The 22707-nt window shown below is 42.2% G+C and carries 18 protein-coding genes; 17 read left to right on the top strand and 1 reads right to left on the bottom strand.

Translation table 11 applies throughout. The features are described from left to right. Window positions 1-92 precede the first annotated feature (92 nt). The 5 genes from adcR to D7D54_RS06295 all read left to right on the top strand — a co-directional run bounded on the left by adcR (window position 93) and on the right by D7D54_RS06295 (window position 4911). Window positions 93-533, top strand: coding sequence for a zinc-dependent transcriptional regulator AdcR (gene adcR / locus D7D54_RS06275; RefSeq protein ID WP_001249308.1), 441 nt, complete (start codon window positions 93-95; stop codon window positions 531-533). Continuing rightward, entirely contained in the window at window positions 533-1237 is a 705-nt protein-coding gene (locus D7D54_RS06280) for a metal ABC transporter ATP-binding protein (protein ID WP_020902146.1), read from the top strand. The genes adcR and D7D54_RS06280 overlap by 1 nt, the downstream gene beginning before the upstream one ends. Further along, a complete protein-coding gene (locus tag D7D54_RS06285; protein WP_000950030.1) occupies window positions 1230-2036 on the top strand; it encodes a metal ABC transporter permease in 807 nt (268 codons plus the stop codon). The genes D7D54_RS06280 and D7D54_RS06285 overlap by 8 nt, the downstream gene beginning before the upstream one ends. A 9-nt stretch (window positions 2037-2045) precedes the next feature. Further along, window positions 2046-3551 (top strand): zinc ABC transporter substrate-binding lipoprotein AdcA, encoded by a 1506-nt coding sequence (adcA, locus tag D7D54_RS06290; RefSeq protein WP_120719068.1) that lies wholly within the window; start codon window positions 2046-2048, stop codon window positions 3549-3551. 475 nt (window positions 3552-4026) lie between these two features. Next, window positions 4027-4911, top strand: a complete 885-nt coding sequence (locus tag D7D54_RS06295) for an SPFH domain-containing protein (RefSeq protein WP_031237719.1) — start codon at window positions 4027-4029, stop codon at window positions 4909-4911. A 273-nt stretch (window positions 4912-5184) separates the two neighbouring features. Here D7D54_RS06295 and D7D54_RS06300 read toward each other — a convergent pair whose 3' ends face one another. Further along, window positions 5185-7272: a GH92 family glycosyl hydrolase gene (locus D7D54_RS06300; RefSeq protein ID WP_120719069.1), complete on the bottom strand. Its 2088-nt coding sequence runs from the start codon at window positions 7270-7272 to the stop codon at window positions 5185-5187. 170 nt (window positions 7273-7442) lie between these two features. On the opposite strand from D7D54_RS06300, the gene D7D54_RS06305 reads away from it, so the two are divergent. From D7D54_RS06305 to D7D54_RS06365, 12 genes are all read left to right on the top strand, one after another. Then, entirely contained in the window at window positions 7443-8723 is a 1281-nt protein-coding gene (locus D7D54_RS06305; RefSeq protein WP_120719070.1) for a glycoside hydrolase family 125 protein, read from the top strand. 97 nt (window positions 8724-8820) lie between these two features. Next, window positions 8821-11466 (top strand): alpha-mannosidase, encoded by a 2646-nt coding sequence (locus tag D7D54_RS06310; RefSeq protein ID WP_120719071.1) that lies wholly within the window; start codon window positions 8821-8823, stop codon window positions 11464-11466. An 83-nt stretch (window positions 11467-11549) separates the two neighbouring features. After that, window positions 11550-12419 (top strand): ROK family protein, encoded by an 870-nt coding sequence (locus D7D54_RS06315; RefSeq protein ID WP_162496603.1) that lies wholly within the window; start codon window positions 11550-11552, stop codon window positions 12417-12419. Next, on the top strand, window positions 12413-14293 hold the full coding sequence (locus D7D54_RS06320; RefSeq protein ID WP_120719073.1) for a beta-N-acetylhexosaminidase: 1881 nt from the start codon (window positions 12413-12415) through the stop codon (window positions 14291-14293). Before D7D54_RS06315 ends, D7D54_RS06320 begins: the two co-directional genes overlap by 7 nt. Window positions 14294-14501: 208 nt before the next feature. Next, window positions 14502-15431 (top strand): ABC transporter permease, encoded by a 930-nt coding sequence (locus tag D7D54_RS06325; protein ID WP_120719074.1) that lies wholly within the window; start codon window positions 14502-14504, stop codon window positions 15429-15431. 13 nt (window positions 15432-15444) lie between these two features. Next, window positions 15445-16368, top strand: coding sequence for a carbohydrate ABC transporter permease (locus D7D54_RS06330; protein ID WP_000818353.1), 924 nt, complete (start codon window positions 15445-15447; stop codon window positions 16366-16368). A 256-nt stretch (window positions 16369-16624) separates the two neighbouring features. Beyond that, window positions 16625-18106: an ABC transporter substrate-binding protein gene (locus D7D54_RS06340; protein WP_120719075.1), complete on the top strand. Its 1482-nt coding sequence runs from the start codon at window positions 16625-16627 to the stop codon at window positions 18104-18106. A 236-nt stretch (window positions 18107-18342) separates the two neighbouring features. Next, entirely contained in the window at window positions 18343-19032 is a 690-nt protein-coding gene (locus tag D7D54_RS06345) for a CPBP family intramembrane glutamic endopeptidase (protein WP_120719076.1), read from the top strand. A 55-nt stretch (window positions 19033-19087) separates the two neighbouring features. Then, entirely contained in the window at window positions 19088-19384 is a 297-nt protein-coding gene (locus tag D7D54_RS06350) for a bacteriocin immunity protein (RefSeq protein WP_162496604.1), read from the top strand. Between the two features lie 132 nt (window positions 19385-19516). Continuing rightward, window positions 19517-20503 carry an oxygen-dependent tRNA uridine(34) hydroxylase TrhO gene (trhO, locus tag D7D54_RS06355; protein ID WP_020902652.1) on the top strand — a complete coding sequence of 329 codons (987 nt, stop codon included), beginning with the start codon at window positions 19517-19519 and terminating at the stop codon, window positions 20501-20503. A 121-nt stretch (window positions 20504-20624) separates the two neighbouring features. Next, the gene (locus D7D54_RS06360) at window positions 20625-21485 is read left to right on the top strand and encodes a DUF4299 family protein (RefSeq protein ID WP_033682463.1); all 861 of its coding nucleotides are present in this window, start codon (window positions 20625-20627) and stop codon (window positions 21483-21485) included. Between the two features lie 157 nt (window positions 21486-21642). Then, window positions 21643-22566 (top strand): helix-turn-helix domain-containing protein, encoded by a 924-nt coding sequence (locus D7D54_RS06365; protein ID WP_020902121.1) that lies wholly within the window; start codon window positions 21643-21645, stop codon window positions 22564-22566. Window positions 22567-22707: the final 141 nt, after the last annotated feature.

Raw genomic sequence — 22707 nt, forward strand, 5'->3', positions numbered from 1 at the left:
TTGCTTGTGATATAATTAACTGGTAAATAAAATTCCAAAGAATAGTATTTTTCTCTTAAAAATGGAGAAATCTAGAAGGAAAGGAGTCAGATATGAGACAGCTAGCGAAGGATATCGATGCCTTTTTGAATGAGGTGATTTTACAGGCGGAAAATCAGCATGAAATCCTAATAGGTCATTGTACTAGCGAGGTGGCCCTGACCAATACTCAGGAGCACATTCTCATGCTCTTGTCAGAGGAATCTTTAACAAATTCAGAGTTGGCTCGTCGTCTCAATGTCAGTCAGGCGGCAGTTACAAAGGCCATTAAGTCTTTGGTCAAGGAAGGAATGTTGGAAACATCTAAAGATCCGAAGGATGCGCGTGTGATTTTTTATCAGTTGACTGATTTGGCTCGTCCAATCGCTGAGGAGCACCATCATCACCATGAGCATACACTTTTAACCTATGAACAAGTGGCGACTCAGTTTACTCCAAATGAACAAAAAGTGATTCAGCGGTTTTTGACTGCTTTAGTAGGAGAAATCAAATAATGAGATATATTACGGTAGAGGATTTATCCTTCTATTATGATAAGGAGCCCGTTCTTGAACATATCAATTATAGTGTTGATAGTGGGGAATTTGTTACCTTGACGGGAGAAAATGGGGCAGCTAAGACGACACTCATCAAGGCCAGTCTTGGAATTCTTCAGCCACGCATTGGAAAGGTGACCATTTCAAAGACAAATACGCAGGGTAAAAAATTGAGAATAGCCTATCTTCCTCAACAGATTGCCAGTTTTAACGCAGGTTTTCCTAGTACGGTGTATGAATTTGTCAAATCTGGTCGTTATCCGCGAAAGGGATGGTTCCGTCGTTTGAATGCTCATGATGAGGAGCATATCAAGGCCAGTCTGGACTCAGTTGGCATGTGGGAACACCGAGACAAACGCTTGGGTTCTCTATCTGGAGGACAAAAGCAGCGAGCAGTGATTGCGCGTATGTTTGCTTCGGATCCTGATGTGTTTATCCTAGATGAGCCGACAACGGGGATGGATGCAGGAAGTAAAAACGAATTTTACGAACTCATGCACCACAGCGCCCATCATCATGGCAAGGCTGTTTTGATGATTACCCATGACCCTGAAGAAGTTAAGAACTATGCGGACCGCAATATTCATCTAGTCCGTAACCAAGATTCGCCATGGCGTTGTTTCAACGTTCATGAGAATGATCAGGAGGTGGGCCATGCTTAGTTTATTATCTTATGACTTTATGCAGCGTGCCTTTCTGGCCGTTATTGCCATGAGTCTTTTCTCGCCGGTATTGGGAACCTTCCTTATCTTGCGTCGTCAGAGTTTGATGAGTGATACTCTCAGCCACGTCTCGCTTTCGGGTGTAGCCTTTGGTCTGGTATTAGGGATTTCTCCAACTATTTCTACTATTGCTATTGTCTTGATTGCGGCGGTCTTTCTGGAGTATCTCCGTACGGTTTACAAGAGCTTTATGGAAATAGGGACAGCTATCCTCATGTCGACAGGTCTGGCTGTTTCTCTGATTGTCATGAGCAAGGGTAAAAGCTCTAGCTCAATGAGTTTGGACCAGTATCTTTTTGGTTCAATCGTGACTATTAGTGAAGAACAGGTCATTTCCCTCTTTGTCATTGCGGCGGTTGTCTTGATTTTGACTTTCCTCTTCCTTCGTCCAATGTATATCCTGACCTTTGATGAGGATACGGCCTTTGTGGATGGCTTGCCAGTTCGTACCATGTCTATTCTTTTTAACATGGTGACAGGGGTGGCAATTGCCCTTATGATTCCAGCTGCAGGAGCTCTTTTGGTATCGACTATCATGGTCTTACCAGCTAGTATTGCCCTTCGTCTGGGGAAAAACTTTAAATCGGTTATGTTGCTTGCCAGTGCTATTGGATTTTTGGGAATGGTAGCAGGACTTTACATTTCCTACTATGCAGAAACACCTGCAAGTGCAAGTATTACCATTATTTTTGTAACTGTCTTTTTACTCATCAGTTTAGTAAGACGTTTTATCAAATAGGAGACTAACGTGAAAAAAATTAGCTTATTGCTAGCCAGTCTATGTGCCTTGTTTTTAGTGGCTTGTTCCAATCAAAAGCAGGCAGATGGCAAACTAAATATTGTGACAACCTTTTATCCTGTCTATGAATTTACCAAGCAAGTCGCAGGAGATACGGCTAATGTAGAACTCCTAATCGGTGCTGGTACAGAACCCCATGAATATGAACCGTCTGCCAAGGCAGTTGCCAAAATCCAAGACGCAGATACCTTCGTTTATGAAAATGAAAACATGGAAACATGGGTTCCTAAATTGCTAGATACCTTGGATAAGAAAAAGGTGAAAACCATCAAGGCGACAGGTGATATGTTGCTTTTGCCAGGTGGTGAGGAAGAAGAGGGAGATCATGACCATGGAGAGGAAGGCCATCACCATGAGTACGATCCCCATGTTTGGCTATCACCAGTCCGTGCCATTAAACTAGTAGAGCACATCCGTGATAGCTTATCAGCAGATTATCCTGATAAAAAAGAGACCTTTGAGAAGAATGCAGCTGCCTATATCGAAAAATTGCAAGCCTTGGATAAGGCTTATGCAGAAGGCTTGTCTCTAGCCAAACAAAAGAGCTTTGTGACTCAACACGCAGCCTTTAACTACCTTGCCTTGGACTATGGACTCAAACAAGTCGCTATCTCAGGCCTTTCTCCAGATGCCGAGCCATCAGCTGCTCGTTTAGCAGAATTGACAGAGTACGTCAAGAAAAATAAAATTGCCTATATCTACTTTGAAGAAAATGCTTCACAAGCCCTTGCTAACACACTCTCAAAAGAGGCAGGTGTCAAAACAGATGTCCTCAATCCTTTAGAAAGTCTGACAGAAGAAGATACCAAGGCTGGCGAAAACTACATCTCCGTTATGGAGAAAAATCTCAAGGCTCTGAAACAAACAACGGACCAAGAAGGCCCAGCAATTGAGCCTGAAAAGGCAGAGGATACCAAGACAGTCCAAAATGGTTACTTTGAAGATGCAGCTGTCAAGGACCGTACCTTGAGTGACTATGCAGGTAATTGGCAATCAGTTTATCCTTTCATTGAAGATGGTACTTTTGATCAAGTGTTTGATTACAAGGCTAAGTTGACTGGTAAGATGACCCAGGCTGAGTATAAGGCCTACTATACAAAAGGCTATCAGACAGATGTGACTAAGATTAATATCACTGATAAGACTATGGAATTTGTTCAAGGTGGACAAAGTAAGAAATTCACCTACAAGTATGTTGGTAAGAAAATCTTAACTTACAAGAAAGGCAATCGTGGCGTTCGCTTCCTCTTTGAAGCCACAGATGCAGACGCTGGACAGTTCAAGTATGTTCAGTTTAGTGACCACAATATCGCCCCAGTGAAGGCAGAACATTTCCATATCTTCTTTGGAGGAACAAGCCAAGAAGCCCTCTTTGAAGAAATGGACAACTGGCCAACCTACTACCCAGATAATCTATCTGGCCAAGAAATCGCTCAAGAAATGTTGGCGCATTGATGAGAAACCGACTAGTTCATAAGAGCTAGTCGGTTTTTGGATACTAGATGGTAACTTCATTATAGACCTTTTAGATACCTAAGGAACGTAATCGGTAACCGATGACAAAAATAGTATACACATCAAATTTAGATCATCAACCTCACTTAATGCTTGAACTATTGGAGTGCGGTTCACTTTAATGATGTTTTTTGTGAGTCTTTTAAAGGGATTAACCGTTACTTGTTTCGTTTCTTTGTCCACGACTTGTAAAGCTCAGATAGTATGTTGATAATCAACGGAGTTAGAGAGAACTAGCATGGTGCACCTAATTCCTTGCTAGTTCTTTTAGCAAGAGATTAGACGACAATGTGACAATTCACCTCTAATTATTGACATTTCAGGAAAAATCGCAGTAAAAACTGCACAGCCTTCTTTAAATGTGCTATAATACAGGAAAATAATGATGGAGGTCACGATAATGGCAACATTTTTGATGATTTTTGTGGTGGTTTGTGTGCTCCTATTGGTGATAGTCACACTGAGTACAGTTTATGTAGTTCGTCAACAGTCGGTGGCGATTATTGAACGCTTTGGGAAATACCAAAAGGTTGCCAATAGCGGTATTCATATTCGATTGCCTTTTGGGATTGACTCGATTGCAGCGCGGATTCAGTTGCGCTTATTGCAAAGCGATATTGTGGTTGAGACCAAGACCAAGGACAATGTGTTCGTTATGATGAATGTAGCGACTCAGTACCGTGTCAACGAGCAGAGCGTGACAGATGCCTACTATAAACTCATGCGTCCAGAATCTCAGATTAAATCTTATATCGAAGACGCTCTTCGCTCTTCTGTTCCAAAATTAACCTTGGATGAATTGTTTGAGAAAAAAGATGAGATTGCCCTTGAAGTTCAACACCAAGTAGCAGAAGAAATGACTACTTATGGTTATATTATCGTGAAAACCTTGATAACCAAGGTTGAACCAGATGCAGAAGTCAAGCAATCCATGAATGAAATCAATGCGGCGCAACGCAAGCGGGTCGCAGCGCAAGAATTGGCGGAAGCCGATAAGATTAAAATCGTCACTGCAGCTGAAGCCGAAGCAGAAAAAGACCGCCTCCATGGTGTGGGGATTGCCCAACAACGTAAGGCGATTGTGGATGGATTGGCAGAGTCTATCACAGAACTCAAGGAAGCCAATGTTGGTATGACAGAAGAGCAAATCATGTCTATTCTTTTGACCAACCAGTATTTGGATACATTGAATACCTTTGCCTCTAAAGGAAATCAGACTGTCTTTTTACCAAATACGCCAAATGGTGTGGATGATATCCGTACACAAATCTTGTCAGCCCTCCGCGCTGAGAAGAAATAATAGACTAAAGAGCCTGGAGTCAGGCTCTTTTTAGTGTTCGTGAGAGATAAGCCTTAGCTTAAATAAGACTATTCACAAAAGTTACTAACAGGTTGTGGATAAGTGTGGATAACTTCTGATTATTTTAGTGATAATTCTTATTTGTATGACCAATTTAGTAACTTTTGAGGATTATAAAGTAGTTTTAATTGCTGCAACTCAAGAGTTAAGCACAGTTTGGGATAGTTATTCACAGATTGTGGATAACCTTGGGGATTGCAGATTTTTTATTATTTAGCGATGACTTGGTAGCCAGCTGAGGGTGAAGGTTAGTTGTTCAGCTTTTAAGAGGTTTTGGTGTTGAATAGTTGATACGAGTGTTTTATCCAGTCGGCATTCTTTTATAAAGTTAAAATGGCTGTGGTTTTGCTCAGTATGAATATCTAGCCATTTATCTTCTTTGGCAAGATAGATTCGGAGGTGGTCAAAGAGAGGGATTCCGAGATCATAGCTGGGCTTGCCTGGACAGGTTGGATAAAAACCGAGAGCCGACCAGATGTACCAGGCCGATAGACTACCGTTATCCTCATCGCCAGGATAGGCTTCCCAACTTGGGTGAAAAGCTTTCTGACGGAGAGTCTTGATGAGAAGAGCAGTGTAGTCAGGGTAATCGCTGTAGCGGAAGAGATAAGGAATGTGGAAGCTCGGCTGGTTGGAAATGGCGAGTTGCCCAAAAGGAGCAGTAGCCATTTCGCTCATTTCGTGAATCTCGTAACCATAGCCTGTTGTCTCAAAGAGGGGAGCATCTTGACAGGTTTTCAAAAGATAGTTGCTAAAGGCTTCTTTTCCACCCATAAGCTGGATTAAGTCTGGGATGTCGTGGAGGACGCCTAAAGTTGCTTGGATGGCAGAGCATTCGGCATAATCACGTCCCCAACTATAAGGAGAGAAGTCAGGGCGGAAGTTGCCTTGACCATCACGCGCTCGCATGTAACCTGTCTCAGCGTCAAATAGATGGCAGTAATTTTGTGATGCGGACTTGTAGGTTTCAGCGGTTTCTATTTTCCCTAGTTTTTCAGCACAGCTTGCGATACAAAAGTCACTATAGGCATAGTCTAGGGTGTGGCTGACGCTTTCGTGGTGGTCGGTAGAGAGGTAGCCTAGTTCTTGGTATTGGGCTAGTCCGTGACGGCCATTGATGCCGAGAGGGTCGGACTTGCTGGCTGTTTCAAGCATGGCTTGGAGGAGTTCTTCTTCTAGGTCAGAGGCCATGTCCTTGCAGGCACTATCTGCGATAATACCGTCCAATAGAGTGCCAGGCATTATGCCACGTTCATCTGGGGCCAGCCATTTTGGAAGAAAACCAGTATCGCGGTAGCTATTGAGGAAACCTTCTAAAAAGCGGTGGTAGTGTTCTGGTATGATAAGGGCAAAGAGGGGGAAGGTGGTGCGGAAGGTATCCCAGAAGCCATTGTTGCTAAAGAGGACACCGGGCTTGACAGTTCCAGTAGCCAAATCTTTGTGGATGGCTTGTCCTGATTCATCAACCTCATAAAAAGTCTGAGGGAAGAGGAAGAGTCTGTAAAGGCAGTGATCAAAGAAGGTTCGGTCAGCTTCTCCTGTCTCTATAATGTCAAAACGATGGAGGAGATTTTCCCAATCTTTTTGTGCACTTGCTTTGCAGTTATCGAAGTCTTGTTGAGGTAGATTAAGCAGTGCTTGAGAAGGAGAGATGAAAGAAGTCGCTAGCTGGATTTCAGCATGACTATCTGTCAGGTCAATTCGCCAGTCTCCACCTTCTTGGCTAACAGCAAGAATATTCGTATTCATTTGCAGGGCAGTGAACATAGCTAGTGGATTTTTGTTGGTTTCAGTTTTACCTTCTTGTCGCAGGGCAAGAGTTCGCTTATCTACTTGCTCTACTGTCAGTTCATCTGCTGCGTGAAGATAGAGGGAGAGGACTTTGCCTTGCTTTTGTTCCAAACGAATAGAAGCACCGTAGCAAGTCGGTGTGAGCTGGCTTTCAATCTGATAGCGCAGGGAGAAAATTTTCAGATAATGAGGTTGGAAAGAGGCCTTATCCATATCATAGGAAGACTGACGATGGAAGAGGCTGTCTCCACCTAGCTGGCCTGTGACAGGTGTCAGAAGGAGCCAAGAGTAGTCGCCAATCCAAGGGCTGGGCTGGTGGGTTAATCGAATCCCCTGAAAGATAGGCAGATGCGGATCGAAAAACCAAGAGCCCTCCTGGTCACTGGTCTGGGGTACAAAGTAATTCATCCCAAAAGGAACGCCTGTGTATGGCAGGGTGTTTCCCCGAGAAAAGGCATGCTTGCTGGTAGTTCCAAATCGGGTATCGATGGTTTCAAGTAGTGGTTTCATAGTCTTTCCTTTGGCTGTTTTTCTACATTATATCAGAAAAAGATAGCCTTTAGAAAAGGAGTTTCAAAGATAACTATTTTGTAGAAAAATGACTATCATTTGTGTATGTATTTTCTGTCTCAAAAGCTATATACTGAAAATGAAACTTGTTTGAAAGAGGACACTGCACGATGATTTATTCAAAAGAAATTGTTAGAGAATGGCTAGATGAAGTGGCAGAGCGGGCTAAGGACCATCCAGAGTGGGTGGATGTTTTCGAGCGTTGCTATACAGACACCTTGGACAATACGGTTGAAATTCTCGAAGACGGTTCAACTTTTGTCTTGACTGGGGATATTCCTGCTATGTGGCTTCGGGATTCGACAGCCCAACTCAGACCTTACCTGCATGTGGCTAAAAGGGATGCCCTCTTGCGTCAGACCATCTCAGGTTTGGTCAAACGTCAGATGACCTTGGTACTCAAGGATCCCTATGCCAATTCCTTTAACATTGAGGAAAACTGGAAGGGGCACCACGAGACCGACCACACAGACCTTAATGGCTGGATTTGGGAACGCAAGTATGAGGTGGACTCGCTTTGCTATCCTTTGCAGTTGGCTTATCTCCTCTGGAAAGAGACTGGCGAAACTAGTCAGTTTGATGAGACTTTTGTCGCAGCGACTAAGGAAATTCTCCATCTTTGGACGGTGGAACAAGACCACAAGAACTCTCCTTATCGTTTTGTCCGAGATACGGACCGCAAGGAAGATACCTTGGTAAATGATGGCTTTGGACCTGATTTTGCAGTGACAGGTATGACTTGGTCAGCTTTTCGTCCGAGTGATGACTGCTGCCAGTATAGCTACTTGATTCCGTCAAATATGTTTGCCGTAGTAGTCTTGGGTTATGTGCAAGAAATCTTTGCAGCATTAGACCTGGCTGATAGCGAGAGTGTTATTGTTGATGCCAAGCGTCTTTGTGCTGAAATCCAAGAAGGAATTGAAAACTACGCCTACACAAGCAACAGCAAGGGCGAAAAGATTTATGCCTTTGAAGTGGATGGTCTAGGAAATGCCAGCATCATGGATGATCCAAACGTACCAAGTTTGTTGGCTGCACCTTATCTGGGCTACTGCGATATTGACAACGAAGTCTATCAAGCAACTCGTCGTACCATTCTGAGCCCTGAAAATCCATACTTTTACCAAGGAGAATACGCTAGCGGTCTAGGAAGTTCTCACACCTTCTATCGCTATATCTGGCCGATTGCTCTGTCTATCCAAGGATTGACAACGACAGATAAAGCAGAGAAAAAATTCTTGCTGGATCAGCTGGTTGCTTGTGATGGGGGGACAGGTGTCATGCATGAAAGCTTCCACGTGGACGACCCAACTCTCTACTCTCGTGAATGGTTCTCTTGGGCTAATATGATGTTCTGTGAATTGGTCTTGGATTACTTGGACATCCGTTAAGGAACACGATTTAGCTCAACTGATTCTTGTCAGAATCACAATTTTACATTTAAAACGTTAACAATAAAAATTTAAATTTAGAATGAGGTTTTACTTCATGGAAAATGTTGTTGTACATATTATCTCACATAGTCACTGGGACCGTGAGTGGTACTTGCCTTTTGAAAGCCACCGTATGCAGTTGGTGGAATTGTTTGACAATCTCTTTGATCTTTTTAAAAATGACCCTGAGTTCAAGAGTTTCCACTTGGATGGACAAACCATTGTCCTTGATGACTACTTGGAGATTCGTCCTGAAAATCGTGACAAAATCCAACGGTACATTGACGAAGGAAAATTGAAAATTGGCCCCTTTTACATCTTGCAAGATGACTACTTGATTTCAAGTGAAGCCAATGTCCGCAATACCTTGATTGGTCAAGCAGAATGTGCAAAATGGGGCAAATCAACCCAGATTGGTTACTTCCCAGATACCTTTGGAAATATGGGGCAAGCTCCTCAAATCCTTCAAAAATCAGGCATTCACGTGGCAGCCTTTGGGCGTGGTGTGAAGCCGATTGGATTTGACAACCAAGTTCTCGAAGATGAGCAGTTTACTTCCCAGTTTTCAGAAATGTACTGGCAGGGTGCGGACGGAAGTCGTGTCCTCGGGATTCTCTTTGCCAACTGGTACAGTAATGGGAATGAAATTCCAGTTGATAAAGACGAGGCCTTGACCTTCTGGAAACAAAAATTGTCAGATGTGCGTGACTACGCTTCGACCAACCAATGGTTGATGATGAACGGATGTGATCACCAGCCTGTCCAGAAAAATCTGAGCGAAGCCATTCGTGTGGCAAATGAACTCTTCCCAGATGTGACCTTTGTTCATAGTTCGTTTGATGAATATGTTCAAGCCGTGGAAAGTGCTCTACCAGAGCAGTTATCAACGGTTACAGGTGAGCTGACCAGTCAGGAAACAGATGGCTGGTACACACTTGCCAACACTTCTTCATCCCGCATTTACCTCAAACAAGCCTTCCAAGAAAATAGCAACCTCCTAGAGCAAATTGTAGAACCACTGACTATTATCACTGGTGGCCACAACCACAAGGACCAGTTGACCTATGCTTGGAAAACTCTTTTGCAGAATGCGCCGCATGATAGCATCTGTGGCTGTAGCGTGGACGAAGTTCACCGCGAGATGGAAACTCGTTTTGCCAAGGTCAACCAAGTCGGAAACTTTGTGAAGAGCAATCTTCTTAACGAGTGGAAGGGCAAAATAGCTACAGCTAAGGCTCAAAGTGACTATCTCTTTACTGTCATTAACACAGGCTTGCATGATAAGGTCGATACTGTCAGCACAGTGATTGATGTGGCGACTTGTGATTTCAAGGAATTGCACCCAACAGAAGGCTACAAGAAGATGGCTGCTCTTACCTTGCCAAGCTACCGTGTAGAGGACTTGGATGGTCGTCCTGTAGAGGCTAAAATCGAAGACCTTGGAGCTAATTTTGAGTATGATTTACCAAAAGACAAGTTCCGCCAAGCTCGTATCGCTCGTCAAGTGCGCGTGACCATTCCTGTTCACCTAGCGCCACTTTCTTGGACAACCTTCCAATTACTGGAAGGAGAGCAAGAACATCGTGATGGTATTTACCAAAACGGGGTGATTGATACACCATTTGTAACGGTGAGTGTGGATGACAATATCACAGTTTATGACAAGACAACTCACGAAGCCTATGAAGACTTTATCCGCTTCGAAGACCGTGGGGACATCGGAAATGAGTATATCTATTTCCAACCAAAAGGAACAGAGCCTATCTATGCAGAGCTTAAGGGCTATGAGGTCTTGGAAAACACAGCTCGTTACGCTAAGATTTTGCTCAAACATGAATTGACCGTGCCTGTCAGTGCAGATGAAAAGCTAGAAGAAGAGCAAAAAGGCATCATCGAGTTTATGAAGCGTGAAGCTGGACGTTCAGAAGAATTGACAAGCCTTCTTCTTGAAACTGAGATGACTATCTTCGTTGATAATCCACAAATTCGTTTCAAGACTCGCTTTACCAACACTGCCAAAGACCACCGTATCCGTCTCTTGGTCAAGACTCATAACACGCGTACAAGCAATGACTCAGAGAGCATCTATGAGGTGGTGACACGACCAAACAAACCAGCTGCTTCATGGGAAAATCCTGAAAATCCTCAACACCAACAAGCATTTGTCAGTCTGTATGACGATGAAAAAGGTGTGACTGTATCTAACAAGGGATTGAATGAATACGAAATCCTTGGAGACGACACCATTGCCGTGACGATTCTGCGTGCATCAGGTGAGTTGGGTGACTGGGGCTACTTCCCAACACCAGAAGCTCAATGCTTGCGTGAGTTTGAAGTCGAGTTTGCGCTTGAGTGCCACCAATCCCAAGAACGCTTCTCAGCTTTCCGCCGTGCTAAAGCCTTGCAGACACCATTTACTAGCCTTCAGCTTGCTAGACAGGAAGGAAGCGTGGCTGCGACTGGTAGCCTCTTGAGCCATTCTGTTCTCAGCATACCGCAAATCTGTCCAACAGCCTTTAAGGTAGCTGAAAATGAAGAAGGCTATGTCCTTCGTTACTACAATATGTGTAGTGAAAATGTAAGTGTACCGGAAAGTCAACATCTCTTCCTGGACCTACTGGAACGACCATATCCCGTTCATAGAGGCCTCATTTCACCACAAGAGATTCGTACAGAATTCATCAAAAAAGAAGAAATTTAATTTCAAAAAGTAAACATAAAAAGAAAGGAGGGGCGAAAAGGTAAGAACTAACTGCTGATTCGCCCCTTTTTATGGTAAAAACAATGACCATTGCAACAATTGATATCGGAGGGACTGGGATTAAGTTTGCCAGTCTGACTCCTGATGGGAAAATACTGAATAAGACAAGTATCCCAACACCAGAAAACTTGGAGGACTTACTAGCTTGGCTAAATCAACGTTTGTCAGAGCAGGATTATAGCGGGATTGCTATGAGCGTTCCAGGTGCGGTCAATCAAGAGACAGGTGTGATTGATGGCTTCAGTTCCGTGCCCTACATCCATGGCTTTTCTTGGTATGAAGCACTTGCCCATCATCAGCTACCTGTCCATCTAGAAAATGATGCCAACTGTGTTGGACTCAGTGAATTACTAGCTCATCCAGAACTTGAAAATGCTGCCTGTGTCGTGATTGGGACAGGGATTGGTGGAGCCATGATTATCAATGGTAGACTTCATCGAGGTCGCCACGGTCTGGGTGGAGAATTTGGCTACATGACAACCCTTGCCCCTGCTGAAAAACTCAACAACTGGTCGCAACTAGCATCAACTGGAAATATGGTGCGCTACGTGATTGAAAAATCTGGTCAAACTGACTGGGACGGTCGCAAAATTTACCAAGAGGCCGCAGCAGGAAATGCCCTTTGCCAAGAAGCTATTGAGCGCATGAACCGCAATTTGGCGCAAGGATTGCTCAACATCCAGTATCTCATTGATCCAGACGTCATTAGTCTGGGAGGCTCTATCAGTCAAAATCCAGATTTTATCCAAGGTGTCAAGAAGGCTGTAGATGACTTTGTTGAGACCTACGAAGAATACACGGTCGTACCTGTCATACAAGCCTGCACCTATCACGCAGATGCCAATCTCTACGGTGCCCTTGTCAACTGGTTACAGGAGGAAAATCAATGGTAAGATTTACAGGACTTAGTCCCAAACAAGCGCAAGCTATTGAAGTATTAAAAAATCACATTTCGCTACCAGATGTAGAGGTAGCTGTCGCCCAGTCTGACCGAGCCTCTATCTCTATCAAGGGTGAGAGTAGTCACTATCAATTGACCTACCGCAAATCCTACCAACTCTACCGTGCCTTATCCTTGTTGGCAACAGCTCTAGCAGAAGGTGACAGGGTAGAGATTGAAGAACAAGCAGCTTACGAAGATCTAGCCTACATGGCAGACTGTTCGCGAAATGCGGTGCTGAATGTGGCTTCTGCCAAGCAGATGATTGAGGTCTTGGCTCTCATGGGCTACTCAACCTTTGAGCTTTACATGGAAGACACCTACCAGATTGAAGGGCATCCTTACTTTGGCTATTTCCGTGGAGCCTACTCAGCTGAGGAATTGCAGGAAATCGAAGCCTATGCCCAGCAGTTTGATATGACCTTTGTGCCATGTATCCAGACTTTGGCCCACTTGTCAGCCTTTGTTAAATGGGGTGTCAAAGAAGTCCAGCAACTCCGTGATGTGGAGGATATTCTTCTCATTGGCGAAGAAAAAGTTTATGACCTGATTGATGGTATGTTTGCCACTCTGTCTAAACTGCAAACTCGTAAGGTCAATATCGGGATGGACGAAGCCCACTTAGTTGGTTTGGGACGCTACCTGATTCTAAACGGTGTTGTGGATCGTAGTCTCCTCATGTGTCAACACTTGGAGCGCGTGCTGGATATTGCTGACAAGTATGGTTTCCACTGCCAGATGTGGAGCGATATGTTCTTCAAACTCATGTCAGCGGATGGCCAGTACGACCGTGACGTGGAAATTCCAGAGGAAACGCGTGTCTACCTAGACCGTCTCAAAGACCGTGTGACCTTGGTTTACTGGGATTATTACCAAGATAGCGAAGAAAAGTACAATCGTAATTTCCGCAATCACCACAAGATTAGCCACGACCTTGCCTTTGCAGGGGGAGCTTGGAAGTGGATTGGTTTCACACCTAACAACCATTTCAGCCGTCTCATCGCTCTTGAAGCCAATAAAGCCTGTCGTACCAATGACATCAAAGAAGTTATCGTGACAGGCTGGGGGGACAATGGTGGTGAAACTGCCCAGTTTTCTATCCTACCAAGCTTGCAAATCTGGGCAGAACTCAGCTACCGCAATGACCTAGACCGTTTGTCTGCTCATTTCCAGACCAATACAGGCCTATCAGTTGAAGATTTCATGCAGATTGACCTTGCCAACCTCTTGCCAGACCTACCAGGCAATCTCAGTGGCATCAATCCCAACCGCTATGTCTTTTATCAGGATGTTCTCTGTCCGATCCTTGATCGACACATGACACCTGAACAGGACAAACCACACTTCGCTCAGGCTGCTGAGACGCTTGCTGACATTAAAGAAAAAGCTGGCAACTATGCCTACCTCTTTGAAACTCAGGCCCAGTTGAACCAGATTTTAAGTAGCAAAGTCGATGTAGGACGACGCATTCGACAGGCCTACCAAGAAGGTGATAAGGAAAGTCTGCAAGAAATCGCAAGACAAGAATTACCAGAACTCAGAAGCCAAATCGAAGACTTCCATGCCCTCTTTAGCTACCAATGGTTGAAGGAAAACAAGGTCTTTGGCTTGGATACAGTTGACATCCGTATAGGCGGATTATTGCAACGCATCAAGCGAGCAGAAAGCCGCATCGAGGCTTATCTGGCAGGTCAGCTGGACAGTATCGACGAGTTAGAAGTGGAAATTCTGCCATTTACTGACTTTTACGCAGACAAGGACTTCGCAGCCACAACAGCCAACCAGTGGCATACTATTGCGACAGCTTCAACCATTTATACAACTTAAAAACAAGAACACCGTGCCTTACTCAGAGTGTTTCTCGTGAAACATCCCTTTCTTAAACAAGTACTCCACATAAAATAATTTGTGGAGTTTTTTCTATAATTAGTAGTTTAACCTAACCTTCAAATAGGAGTATACTAATAATGTAATCGTTATCAAAAGTCTAAAAAGGAATTTTTAGATAGATATCAAAATAAAAAGGGAGGAAATTATGAATAAGTTTTCAAAAACCTTGAGAGACAACTGGATCTTTCTCTTGATGGTTTTGCCAGGGACACTCTGGTTGATTCTATTCTTCTACATTCCAGTATTTGGAAACGTGGTTGCCTTTAAAGACTACCACATGACCAGTAATGGATTCATAGATAGTATCGTGAATAGTAAATGGGTTGGACTCGATAATTTCAGATTCTTATTTAGTTCAAAAGACGCCTTTATCATTACTCGAAATACTGTCCTCTACAATCTCGGCTTTATCTTTATCGGTTTGATTGTATCAGTAGGGATTGCTATCATCCTAAGTGAACTCCGTTCTAAGAGAATGGTTAAGATCTTCCAAACTTCCATGTTGTTCCCTTACTTCTTGTCTTGGGTTATCATCAGTTTCTTTACAGATGCCTTCTTAAACATTGATAAAGGGGTATTCAATCATTTCCTAGAGTCTATTGGGATGAAGGAAGTCAATTTCTACGCTGACTTGGGTATCTGGCCATATCTCCTACTTTTCCTAGGTATTTGGAAAGGCTTTGGATATAGCAGTGTCATGTACTATGCGACAATCATGGGAATTGATCCAACCTACTACGAAGCAGCGACAGTGGATGGGGCCAGCAAATGGCAACGAATTCGCAATGTAACCATTCCGCAGTTGACACCATTGGTAACTGTATTGACCATCCTTGCAGTCGGAAACATCTTCCGTGCAGACTTTGGTCTCTTCTACCAAATCCCACACAATGCTGGTCAGCTTTATAACGTAACCAACGTCTTGGACGTATATGTTTATAATGGTTTGACTCAGACAGCGGATATCGGGATGGCTTCAGCGGCAGGTCTCTACCAATCAGTTGTTGGTTTGATTCTGGTTATCCTATCAAACTTACTTGCAAGACGAGTTGATCCAAACTCAGCCTTGTTCTAGAAAGGAGGAGAATATGGCAGAAAAGAAAATTAAAAAAGAAAAAATTGATAATGTCGGCATTCACTCCTTCAGTAAGAAAGCAGATATCTTCTTTAGTACCATTTCTGGTTTGGTTGCCCTCTCTTGTATCCTACCCTTTGTATTCGTTATCGTTATTTCGGTGACAGATGAAAAGAGTATCCTCCAAAATGGATATAGCTTCTTCCCATCTCAATTTGGATTAGACGGTTTTGAATTTTTGGCACAGTTTAAGGATAAAATCCTCCAAGCCCTCTTCATCTCAGTCTTTGTAACAGTGGTGGGGACTATCACAAACGTTTTTATCACAACAACCTATGCCTACGCTATCTCACGGACAACCTTTAAGTATCGCAGATTCTTTACAATCTTTGCCCTCCTTAGTATGTTGTTCAATGCTGGTTTGGTACCGGGCTATATCGTGGTAACTCGTTTACTTCAACTTGGTGATACAGTTTGGGCCTTGATTGTTCCAATGCTTCTCTCACCATTTAACATCATCTTGATGCGTTCCTTCTTCAAGAAGACCATTCCAGAAGCTATTCTAGAATCTGCTCGTATCGATGGTGCTAGTGAGGCTCGGATCTTCTTCCAAATCTGTTTGCCATTGTCACTACCAGGTATCGCAACCATCACGCTCTTAACAGCTCTTGGTTTCTGGAATGACTGGTTCAACGCCCTTCTTTACATCAAGAGTGACAACTTGTATCCATTGCAATATTTGCTTATGCAAATCCAACAAAATATGGACTACATCGCAAAAGCAGTCGGCCTATCTGGTCAACTGGGAGTTGCTCTACCGAAAGAAACAGGACGTATGGCCATGGTTGTGGTTGCAACCCTTCCAATCGCGATTTTGTATCCATTCTTCCAACGCTACTTTGTAAAAGGTTTGACTATTGGTGGTGTGAAAGAATAGTGCTTGTTGAGAAAAAACATTTCTCGTTTCCAAACTTCCCTTGCGTGAAGTTAATACTCTTCGAAAATCAAATTCAAACCGCGTCAACGTCGCCTTGCCGTAGGTATGATTACTGACTTCGTCAGTTTCATCTACAACCTCAAAACAGTGTTTTGAGCAGCCTGCGGCTAGTTTCCTAGTTTGCTCTTTGATTTTCATTGAGTATAAGATTATTACATTGTTTATAAGTTTAAAAATAAAAAAAGGAGTTTTTGTCATGAAAAACTGGAAAAAATATGCTTTTGCATCTGCTAGCGTAGTCGCTTTGGCTGCTGGTCTCGCTGCTTGTGGAAACCTTTCAGGTAACAAAAAAGCTGCTGACTCAGCTTCAGGTGAAAAAACTGTTATCAAAATGTACCAAATTGGGGACAAACCAGATAACTTGGATGAATTGCTAGAAACTGCTAACAAAATCATCGGAGAAAAAGTTGGTGCTAAATTGGATATCCAATATCTTGGATGGGGTGATTATGATAAGAAAATGTCAGTTATCACATCATCTGGTGAAAACTACGATATCGCCTTTGCATCTAACTATGTTGTGAATGCTCAAAAAGGTGCCTATGCGGACTTGACTGACTTGTATAAGAAAGAAGGGGCAGAGCTTTATAAAGCACTTGACCCAGCTTACATCAAAGGTAACAGCATTAACGGTAAAATTTACGCAGTTCCAGTTGCAGCCAACGTTGCATCATCTCAAAACTTTGCCTTCAACGGAACTCTTCTTGCTAAATACGGTATCGATATTTCAGGTGTCACTTCATACGAAACACTTGAACCAGTTTTGAAACAAATCAAAGAAAAAGCTCCAGATGTAGTGCCATTTGCGGTTACTAAGAACTTCATCCCATCTGATAACTTTGACTACCCAGTTCCAAACGGACTTCCATTCGTTATCGACCTTGAAGGGGACACTACTAAGATCGTAAACCGTTACGAAGTGCCTCGCTTTAAAGAACACTTGAAGACTCTTCACAAATTCTATGAAGCTGGATACATTCCAAAAGACGTAGCAACAAGCGATACTTCATTTGACCTTCAACAAGATACTTGGTTCGTTCGTGAAGAAACAGTAGGACCAGCTGACTACGGTAACAGCTTGCTTTCACGTGTTGCAAACAAAGACATCCAAATCAAACCAATCACTAACTTCATCAAGAAAAACCAAACAACACAAGTTGCTAACTTTGTCATCTCAAACAACTCTAAGAACAAAGAAAAATCAATGGAAGTGTTGAACCTCTTGAACACTAACCCAGAACTCTTGAATGGTCTTGTTTATGGTCCAGAAGGCAAGAACTGGGAAAAAATTGCAGGTAAAGAAAACCGTGTTAAAGTCCTTGATGGCTACAAAGGAAACACTCACATGGGTGGATGGAATACTGGTAACAACTGGATCCTTTACATCAATGAAAACGTTACAGACCAACAAATTGCAGATTCTAAGAAACAATTGGCTGAAGCTAAAGAATCTCCAGCACTTGGATTCATCTTTAACACTGACAATGTGAAATCTGAAATCTCAGCAATCTCTAACACAATGCAACAATTCGATACAGCTATCAACACTGGTACTGTAGACCCAGACAAAGCTATTCCAGAATTGATGGAAAAATTGAAATCTGAAGGTGCCTACGATAAAGTATTGAATGAAATGCAAAAACAATACGATGAATTCTTGAAAAACAAAAAATCATAAGAACAATTGATTTCGTGTATTCATTCCTAATTCCTAAAAACTGAATCACTGTTTTCCTCAGGTTTGTCTGGGGAAGGCAGTGATTTTTTGAAATAAAGACATAGATATTCCTGGTTCCTCATTTCCCTTATTGTAACCATTTAGGAAATCTCAAGCACTATTTAGGATTTAGAGTAAGGATTTGGGGAAATATGGTTTATATTAGAGATGTCTCGAGTTTACAAAGGAGAGTTCATATGAAGAAGTATCAACTTCTATTCAAAATAAGTGCAGTTTTCTCTTACTTATTTTTCGTATTTGTTCTTTCTCAGCTGACGCTTATCGTCCAAAATTATTGGCAATTTTCTTCCCAGATTGGCAATTTCGTCTGGATTCAAAATCTCTTGAGTTTGCTATTTAGTGGAGTCATGATTTGGATTCTGTTTAAGACAGGGCACGGCTATCTTTTTCGCATTCCGAGAAAAAAATGGCTTTGGTATTCGATTTTGACAGTACTAGTGGTAGTGCTCTATATCTCTTTTAACGTTCAGGCAGCTAAACATGTTCAGTCAACTGCTGAAGGTTGGGCCGTATTGATCGGTTATAGTGAGACCAACTTTGCTGAGCTAGGTATCTATATAACCCTGTTCTTTCTGACTCCACTTATGGAAGAGCTGATCTATAGAGGATTACTGCAACACGCCTTTTTTAAGCATTCGAGATTTGGCCTTGATTTGCTCCTTCCTTCCATTTTATTTGCTCTTCCTCATTTTTCAAGCCTGCCTAGTCTATTAGATATCTTCGTCTTTGCAACATTTGGCATCATCTTTGCTGGTTTGACCCGCTATACCAAGAGCATTTATCCTTCCTATGCGGTGCATGTGATTAATAATATTTTCGCAACATTACCATTTTTGCTGACTTTTTTACAGAGGGTGTTTGGGTAAATACTGGCGCGAGAGTTAGGAATGATAGCTTTTCAACTTAAGGAGGAAAATAAGTATGACACCATTAAAATGGTTTGCTGGAGGAAGTGAAAGACGTTGTGAAGCCATGATTATCATAGATCATCTATTGGAAGATATAAAGGATACGCCTCAACTGACTCCCTTGAAAAATTTGTTAGTGAGTTATAAAAGACGATTAGAGGACGATGGGACCTCTACTCCATTTATTTTGAGTCAAATGAATGTTGACGTCTCACGTGTGTTGATTGATAATAAGCTGATGTTATCAGAAAAACAAGCCGATCAGATCAAAAAATTGAGAGAATTATCAGCTATTCGCTATGGCTACTGATGAAGTACAGGGATAGGACTCTTTCTATAAATTTCCAGTCAAATAAATTGCATTCGCTTTCTCAAGCAGGTATACTAGTATAGTTAGATGAAAAATTCTGAAAATTTAAGAATAGAAAAGAGAACAAATCTTATGGCAAAAGATATTCGTGTCTTACTTTACTACCTTTACACTCCAATTGAAAATGCAGAGCAATTTGCTGCAGACCACTTGGCTTTCTGTAAATCAATCGGCCTTAAAGGTCGTATCCTAGTCGCTGACGAGGGAATTAACGGAACAGTTTCAGGTGACTACGAAACAACTCAAAAATACATGGACTACGTTCACAGCCTCCCAGGCATGGAAGACCTCTGGTTCAAGATTGACGAAGAAAATGAACAAGCCTTCAAGAAGATGTTTGTTCGCTACAAGAAAGAGATTGTCCACCTTGGTTTGGAAGACAACGACTTTGATAATGACATCAACCCACTTGAAACAACAGGTGCTTACTTGTCTCCAAAAGAGTTCAAAGAAGCTCTTCTTGACGAAGATACCGTTGTCCTTGACACACGTAACGATTATGAGTACGACCTAGGACACTTCCGTGGAGCCATCCGCCCAGACATCCGCAACTTCCGTGAGTTGCCACAGTGGGTTCGTGATAACAAAGAAAAATTCATGGACAAGCGCGTCGTGGTTTACTGTACAGGTGGTGTTCGCTGTGAGAAATTCTCAGGTTGGATGGTCCGTGAAGGCTACAAAGATGTTGGTCAATTGCACGGAGGAATTGCAACTTACGGTAAAGACCCCGAAGTTCAAGGTGAGCTTTGGGATGGGAAAATGTACGTCTTTGACGAGCGTATTGCCGTAGATGTTAACCATGTCAACCCAACCATCGTAGGGAAAGACTGGTTTGATGGAACACCATGTGAACGTTATGTCAACTGTGGAAATCCATTCTGTAATCGTCGTATCTTGACATCAGAAGAAAATGAAGACAAGTACCTTCGTGGATGCTCACACGAGTGCCGTGTTCACCCACGTAACCGCTATGTTTCAGAAAATGAATTGACACAAGCTGAAGTTGTCGAGCGCCTAGCTGCTATCGGTGAAAGCTTGGATCAAGCAGCTACTGTATAAGATCAAACAGTCCTCAGGGGCTGTTTTTCTATGCTTTTTACTCAAAAATCTAAAGTTTGTTTCTGTATCTTTCAGGAAAATAAGGTATACTATATGTAAACGATTTCGAAGGAGTTTAGTTATGGTGAAAATATTTTATATTCCAAATAAACAGAGCATTTTAGGAGAACAGGAAATTTTGACTGCCAAGTCCGTCTTGGCCTTGGTAGATGGTTTGGAGTCACATAGCTATGATGCCGTCTATCTCCGTCAGCCTCTTAACCGTCTCGAGTATATCGAGTGTGCGATAGTGGGGCAATCACAATTTCTTTTTAAAGTCAGTTATGCTGATGATCAAAAGGCTTACCGTGTCGATCTTCCTGACCTACTAACGAAGACAGACTGGGAAATCATCAAGTCATTTTTAGATGCTCTGCTTGCTTATACAGGAACTGAGATTGAAGGACTAGATGGTTTTGACTTTGAAGCTTATTTCCAAGCACGTATTCAAGCCTATTTAGCAGACACTGCAGCCCGTTTTACGATTTGCCAAGGAATTTTTAATCCTGTTTTATTTAGTCATGAGGACTTGAAAAGCTTTTTAGAGGTAGATGGTTTGGCACAGTTTGAAGCACGTGTACGTGCGGTTCAAGAGACTGATGCTTACTTTGCAAGAGTTTCCTTCTATCAGGATGGAGAAGGCCAAGTGCATGGTGTATACCATCTAGCTCAAGGAGTCAAGACTGTTTTACCGAGAGAACCATTTGTTCCTGCAGCCTATATGGAGCAATTGGTGGATAAGGAAGTGCAGTGGGAGATTGACTTGGTTCAAATCACAGGAGATGGCTCTAAACCAGAAGACTATGAAGCCATTGCCCGCTTGGACTATGCAAAATTCCTTGAGGTACTACCGTCAGAACTTTACCACCAACTAGATGCCAATCAATTAGAAGTACAACCCATCTTAGAAAAAGATTTTAAAACATTAGCACAAGAAGAGTAAAGCAGAAGCAGGTCAATTGCTATTTAGCGTGCGAAATATGGTTTAGTCTTGTTAAGTTTTGTAATATAAAATTTTAAGAATTGCTTAGTTCAATAAAAAACAGCATAATATAAAAAATATAATATTATTCGGTAACTAATTATCAGGAGATTTTAAGATGGATATCAAGAAGGAAGTAGGTAAAAGAATCCGAATGTTGCGAGAGATGAAACATATCACTCGTGAAACTCTTTGTGATGATGAAACTGAGATAACGGTGCGCCAATTAGCACGGATTGAATCAGGCCAGTCTTCCCCGAGTTTATCCAAGGTAGAGTATATAGCTTACAAACTAGGCTGTTCAATTTCACATATAGTAGATATGGATCATATGATTTTACCCTCCGAGTACTTGATATTAAAGGATAAACTCATTAAGTTTCAAACTTATGGAGATGATGATAGAATCCAAGTTAAGGAAGAGTTGTTTGAAAGAGTTTACGAACACTATTATGACAGTCTACCTGAGGATGAGCAGATTGCAGTTAGTGCCTTACAAGCTAGTTTTGATGTCTTTGTAAGTGAAGATGCAGGTTTTGGCGATGCTTTGCTGGATGAATATTTTGAACAAGTAAAGATAAGGAAAAACTATTCGGTGAATGATTTGCTTCTGATAAAATTGTACTTTGTTTCGTGTTTAGCAAGACCGATTGGGTATCATCATGAACTGTTTTGGATGCTTTCTAAAAAACTTATAAGAGAAACAAATTCATCCGATTTAGAGACAGCTTATATGTTAAAGAGAACAGTGCTTGATTCTTTAGCTGTTCAATGGATGGAAAAATCTTACTCCACTTTTGAGCCTTATGTTAAGGCGATGAACAGGCTGATGATTTTATCGCAGGATTTTCAAAACAAGCCAATTGTTGATATGCTTGAAGCTATGTGTACCTTATTTCATAAACGGGATAAGGAAAAAGCCATCCGCTTATACGATAGAGCTATTATTTGTGCTCAAGCATTTGGAGACCAAGTATTAGAAGCGCGTATATTGGGAGAAAAAGAAAAAGATTTAAAAACTTTTGAGGAAATGGAGAGCTAACATGACATTTTTGTCATGTTTTTTTATTTTTGAAAGCGCTATACTATGATCATAAAGAACAAGAGATAAGGAGGAAAGAAGCATGTTTGGATTTGAAGTATTCTTAAGTCTTAGTTTTTGGTTTTCTGGATAGGAGATAGA

This window comes from Streptococcus chosunensis, assembly GCF_003626515.1.
Taxonomy (GTDB): Bacteria; Bacillota; Bacilli; order Lactobacillales; family Streptococcaceae; genus Streptococcus; species Streptococcus chosunensis.

Excerpts from the sequence above, each read along its gene's own strand:
- adcR (WP_001249308.1), top strand. The coding sequence starts at position 93 with ATGAGACAGCTAGCGAAGGATATCGATGCCTTTTTGAATGAGGTGATT.
- D7D54_RS06280 (WP_020902146.1), top strand. The coding sequence starts at position 533 with ATGAGATATATTACGGTAGAGGATTTATCCTTCTATTATGATAAGGAG.
- D7D54_RS06285 (WP_000950030.1), top strand. The coding sequence starts at position 1,230 with ATGCTTAGTTTATTATCTTATGACTTTATGCAGCGTGCCTTTCTGGCC.
- D7D54_RS06295 (WP_031237719.1), top strand. The coding sequence starts at position 4,027 with ATGATTTTTGTGGTGGTTTGTGTGCTCCTATTGGTGATAGTCACACTG.
- D7D54_RS06300 (WP_120719069.1), bottom strand. The coding sequence starts at position 7,272 with ATGAAACCACTACTTGAAACCATCGATACCCGATTTGGAACTACCAGC.
- D7D54_RS06305 (WP_120719070.1), top strand. The coding sequence starts at position 7,443 with ATGATTTATTCAAAAGAAATTGTTAGAGAATGGCTAGATGAAGTGGCA.
- D7D54_RS06310 (WP_120719071.1), top strand. The coding sequence starts at position 8,821 with ATGGAAAATGTTGTTGTACATATTATCTCACATAGTCACTGGGACCGT.
- D7D54_RS06315 (WP_162496603.1), top strand. The coding sequence starts at position 11,550 with ATGACCATTGCAACAATTGATATCGGAGGGACTGGGATTAAGTTTGCC.
- D7D54_RS06320 (WP_120719073.1), top strand. The coding sequence starts at position 12,413 with ATGGTAAGATTTACAGGACTTAGTCCCAAACAAGCGCAAGCTATTGAA.
- D7D54_RS06325 (WP_120719074.1), top strand. The coding sequence starts at position 14,502 with ATGAATAAGTTTTCAAAAACCTTGAGAGACAACTGGATCTTTCTCTTG.
- D7D54_RS06330 (WP_000818353.1), top strand. The coding sequence starts at position 15,445 with ATGGCAGAAAAGAAAATTAAAAAAGAAAAAATTGATAATGTCGGCATT.
- D7D54_RS06340 (WP_120719075.1), top strand. The coding sequence starts at position 16,625 with ATGAAAAACTGGAAAAAATATGCTTTTGCATCTGCTAGCGTAGTCGCT.
- D7D54_RS06345 (WP_120719076.1), top strand. The coding sequence starts at position 18,343 with ATGAAGAAGTATCAACTTCTATTCAAAATAAGTGCAGTTTTCTCTTAC.
- D7D54_RS06350 (WP_162496604.1), top strand. The coding sequence starts at position 19,088 with ATGACACCATTAAAATGGTTTGCTGGAGGAAGTGAAAGACGTTGTGAA.
- trhO (WP_020902652.1), top strand. The coding sequence starts at position 19,517 with ATGGCAAAAGATATTCGTGTCTTACTTTACTACCTTTACACTCCAATT.
- D7D54_RS06360 (WP_033682463.1), top strand. The coding sequence starts at position 20,625 with ATGGTGAAAATATTTTATATTCCAAATAAACAGAGCATTTTAGGAGAA.
- D7D54_RS06365 (WP_020902121.1), top strand. The coding sequence starts at position 21,643 with ATGGATATCAAGAAGGAAGTAGGTAAAAGAATCCGAATGTTGCGAGAG.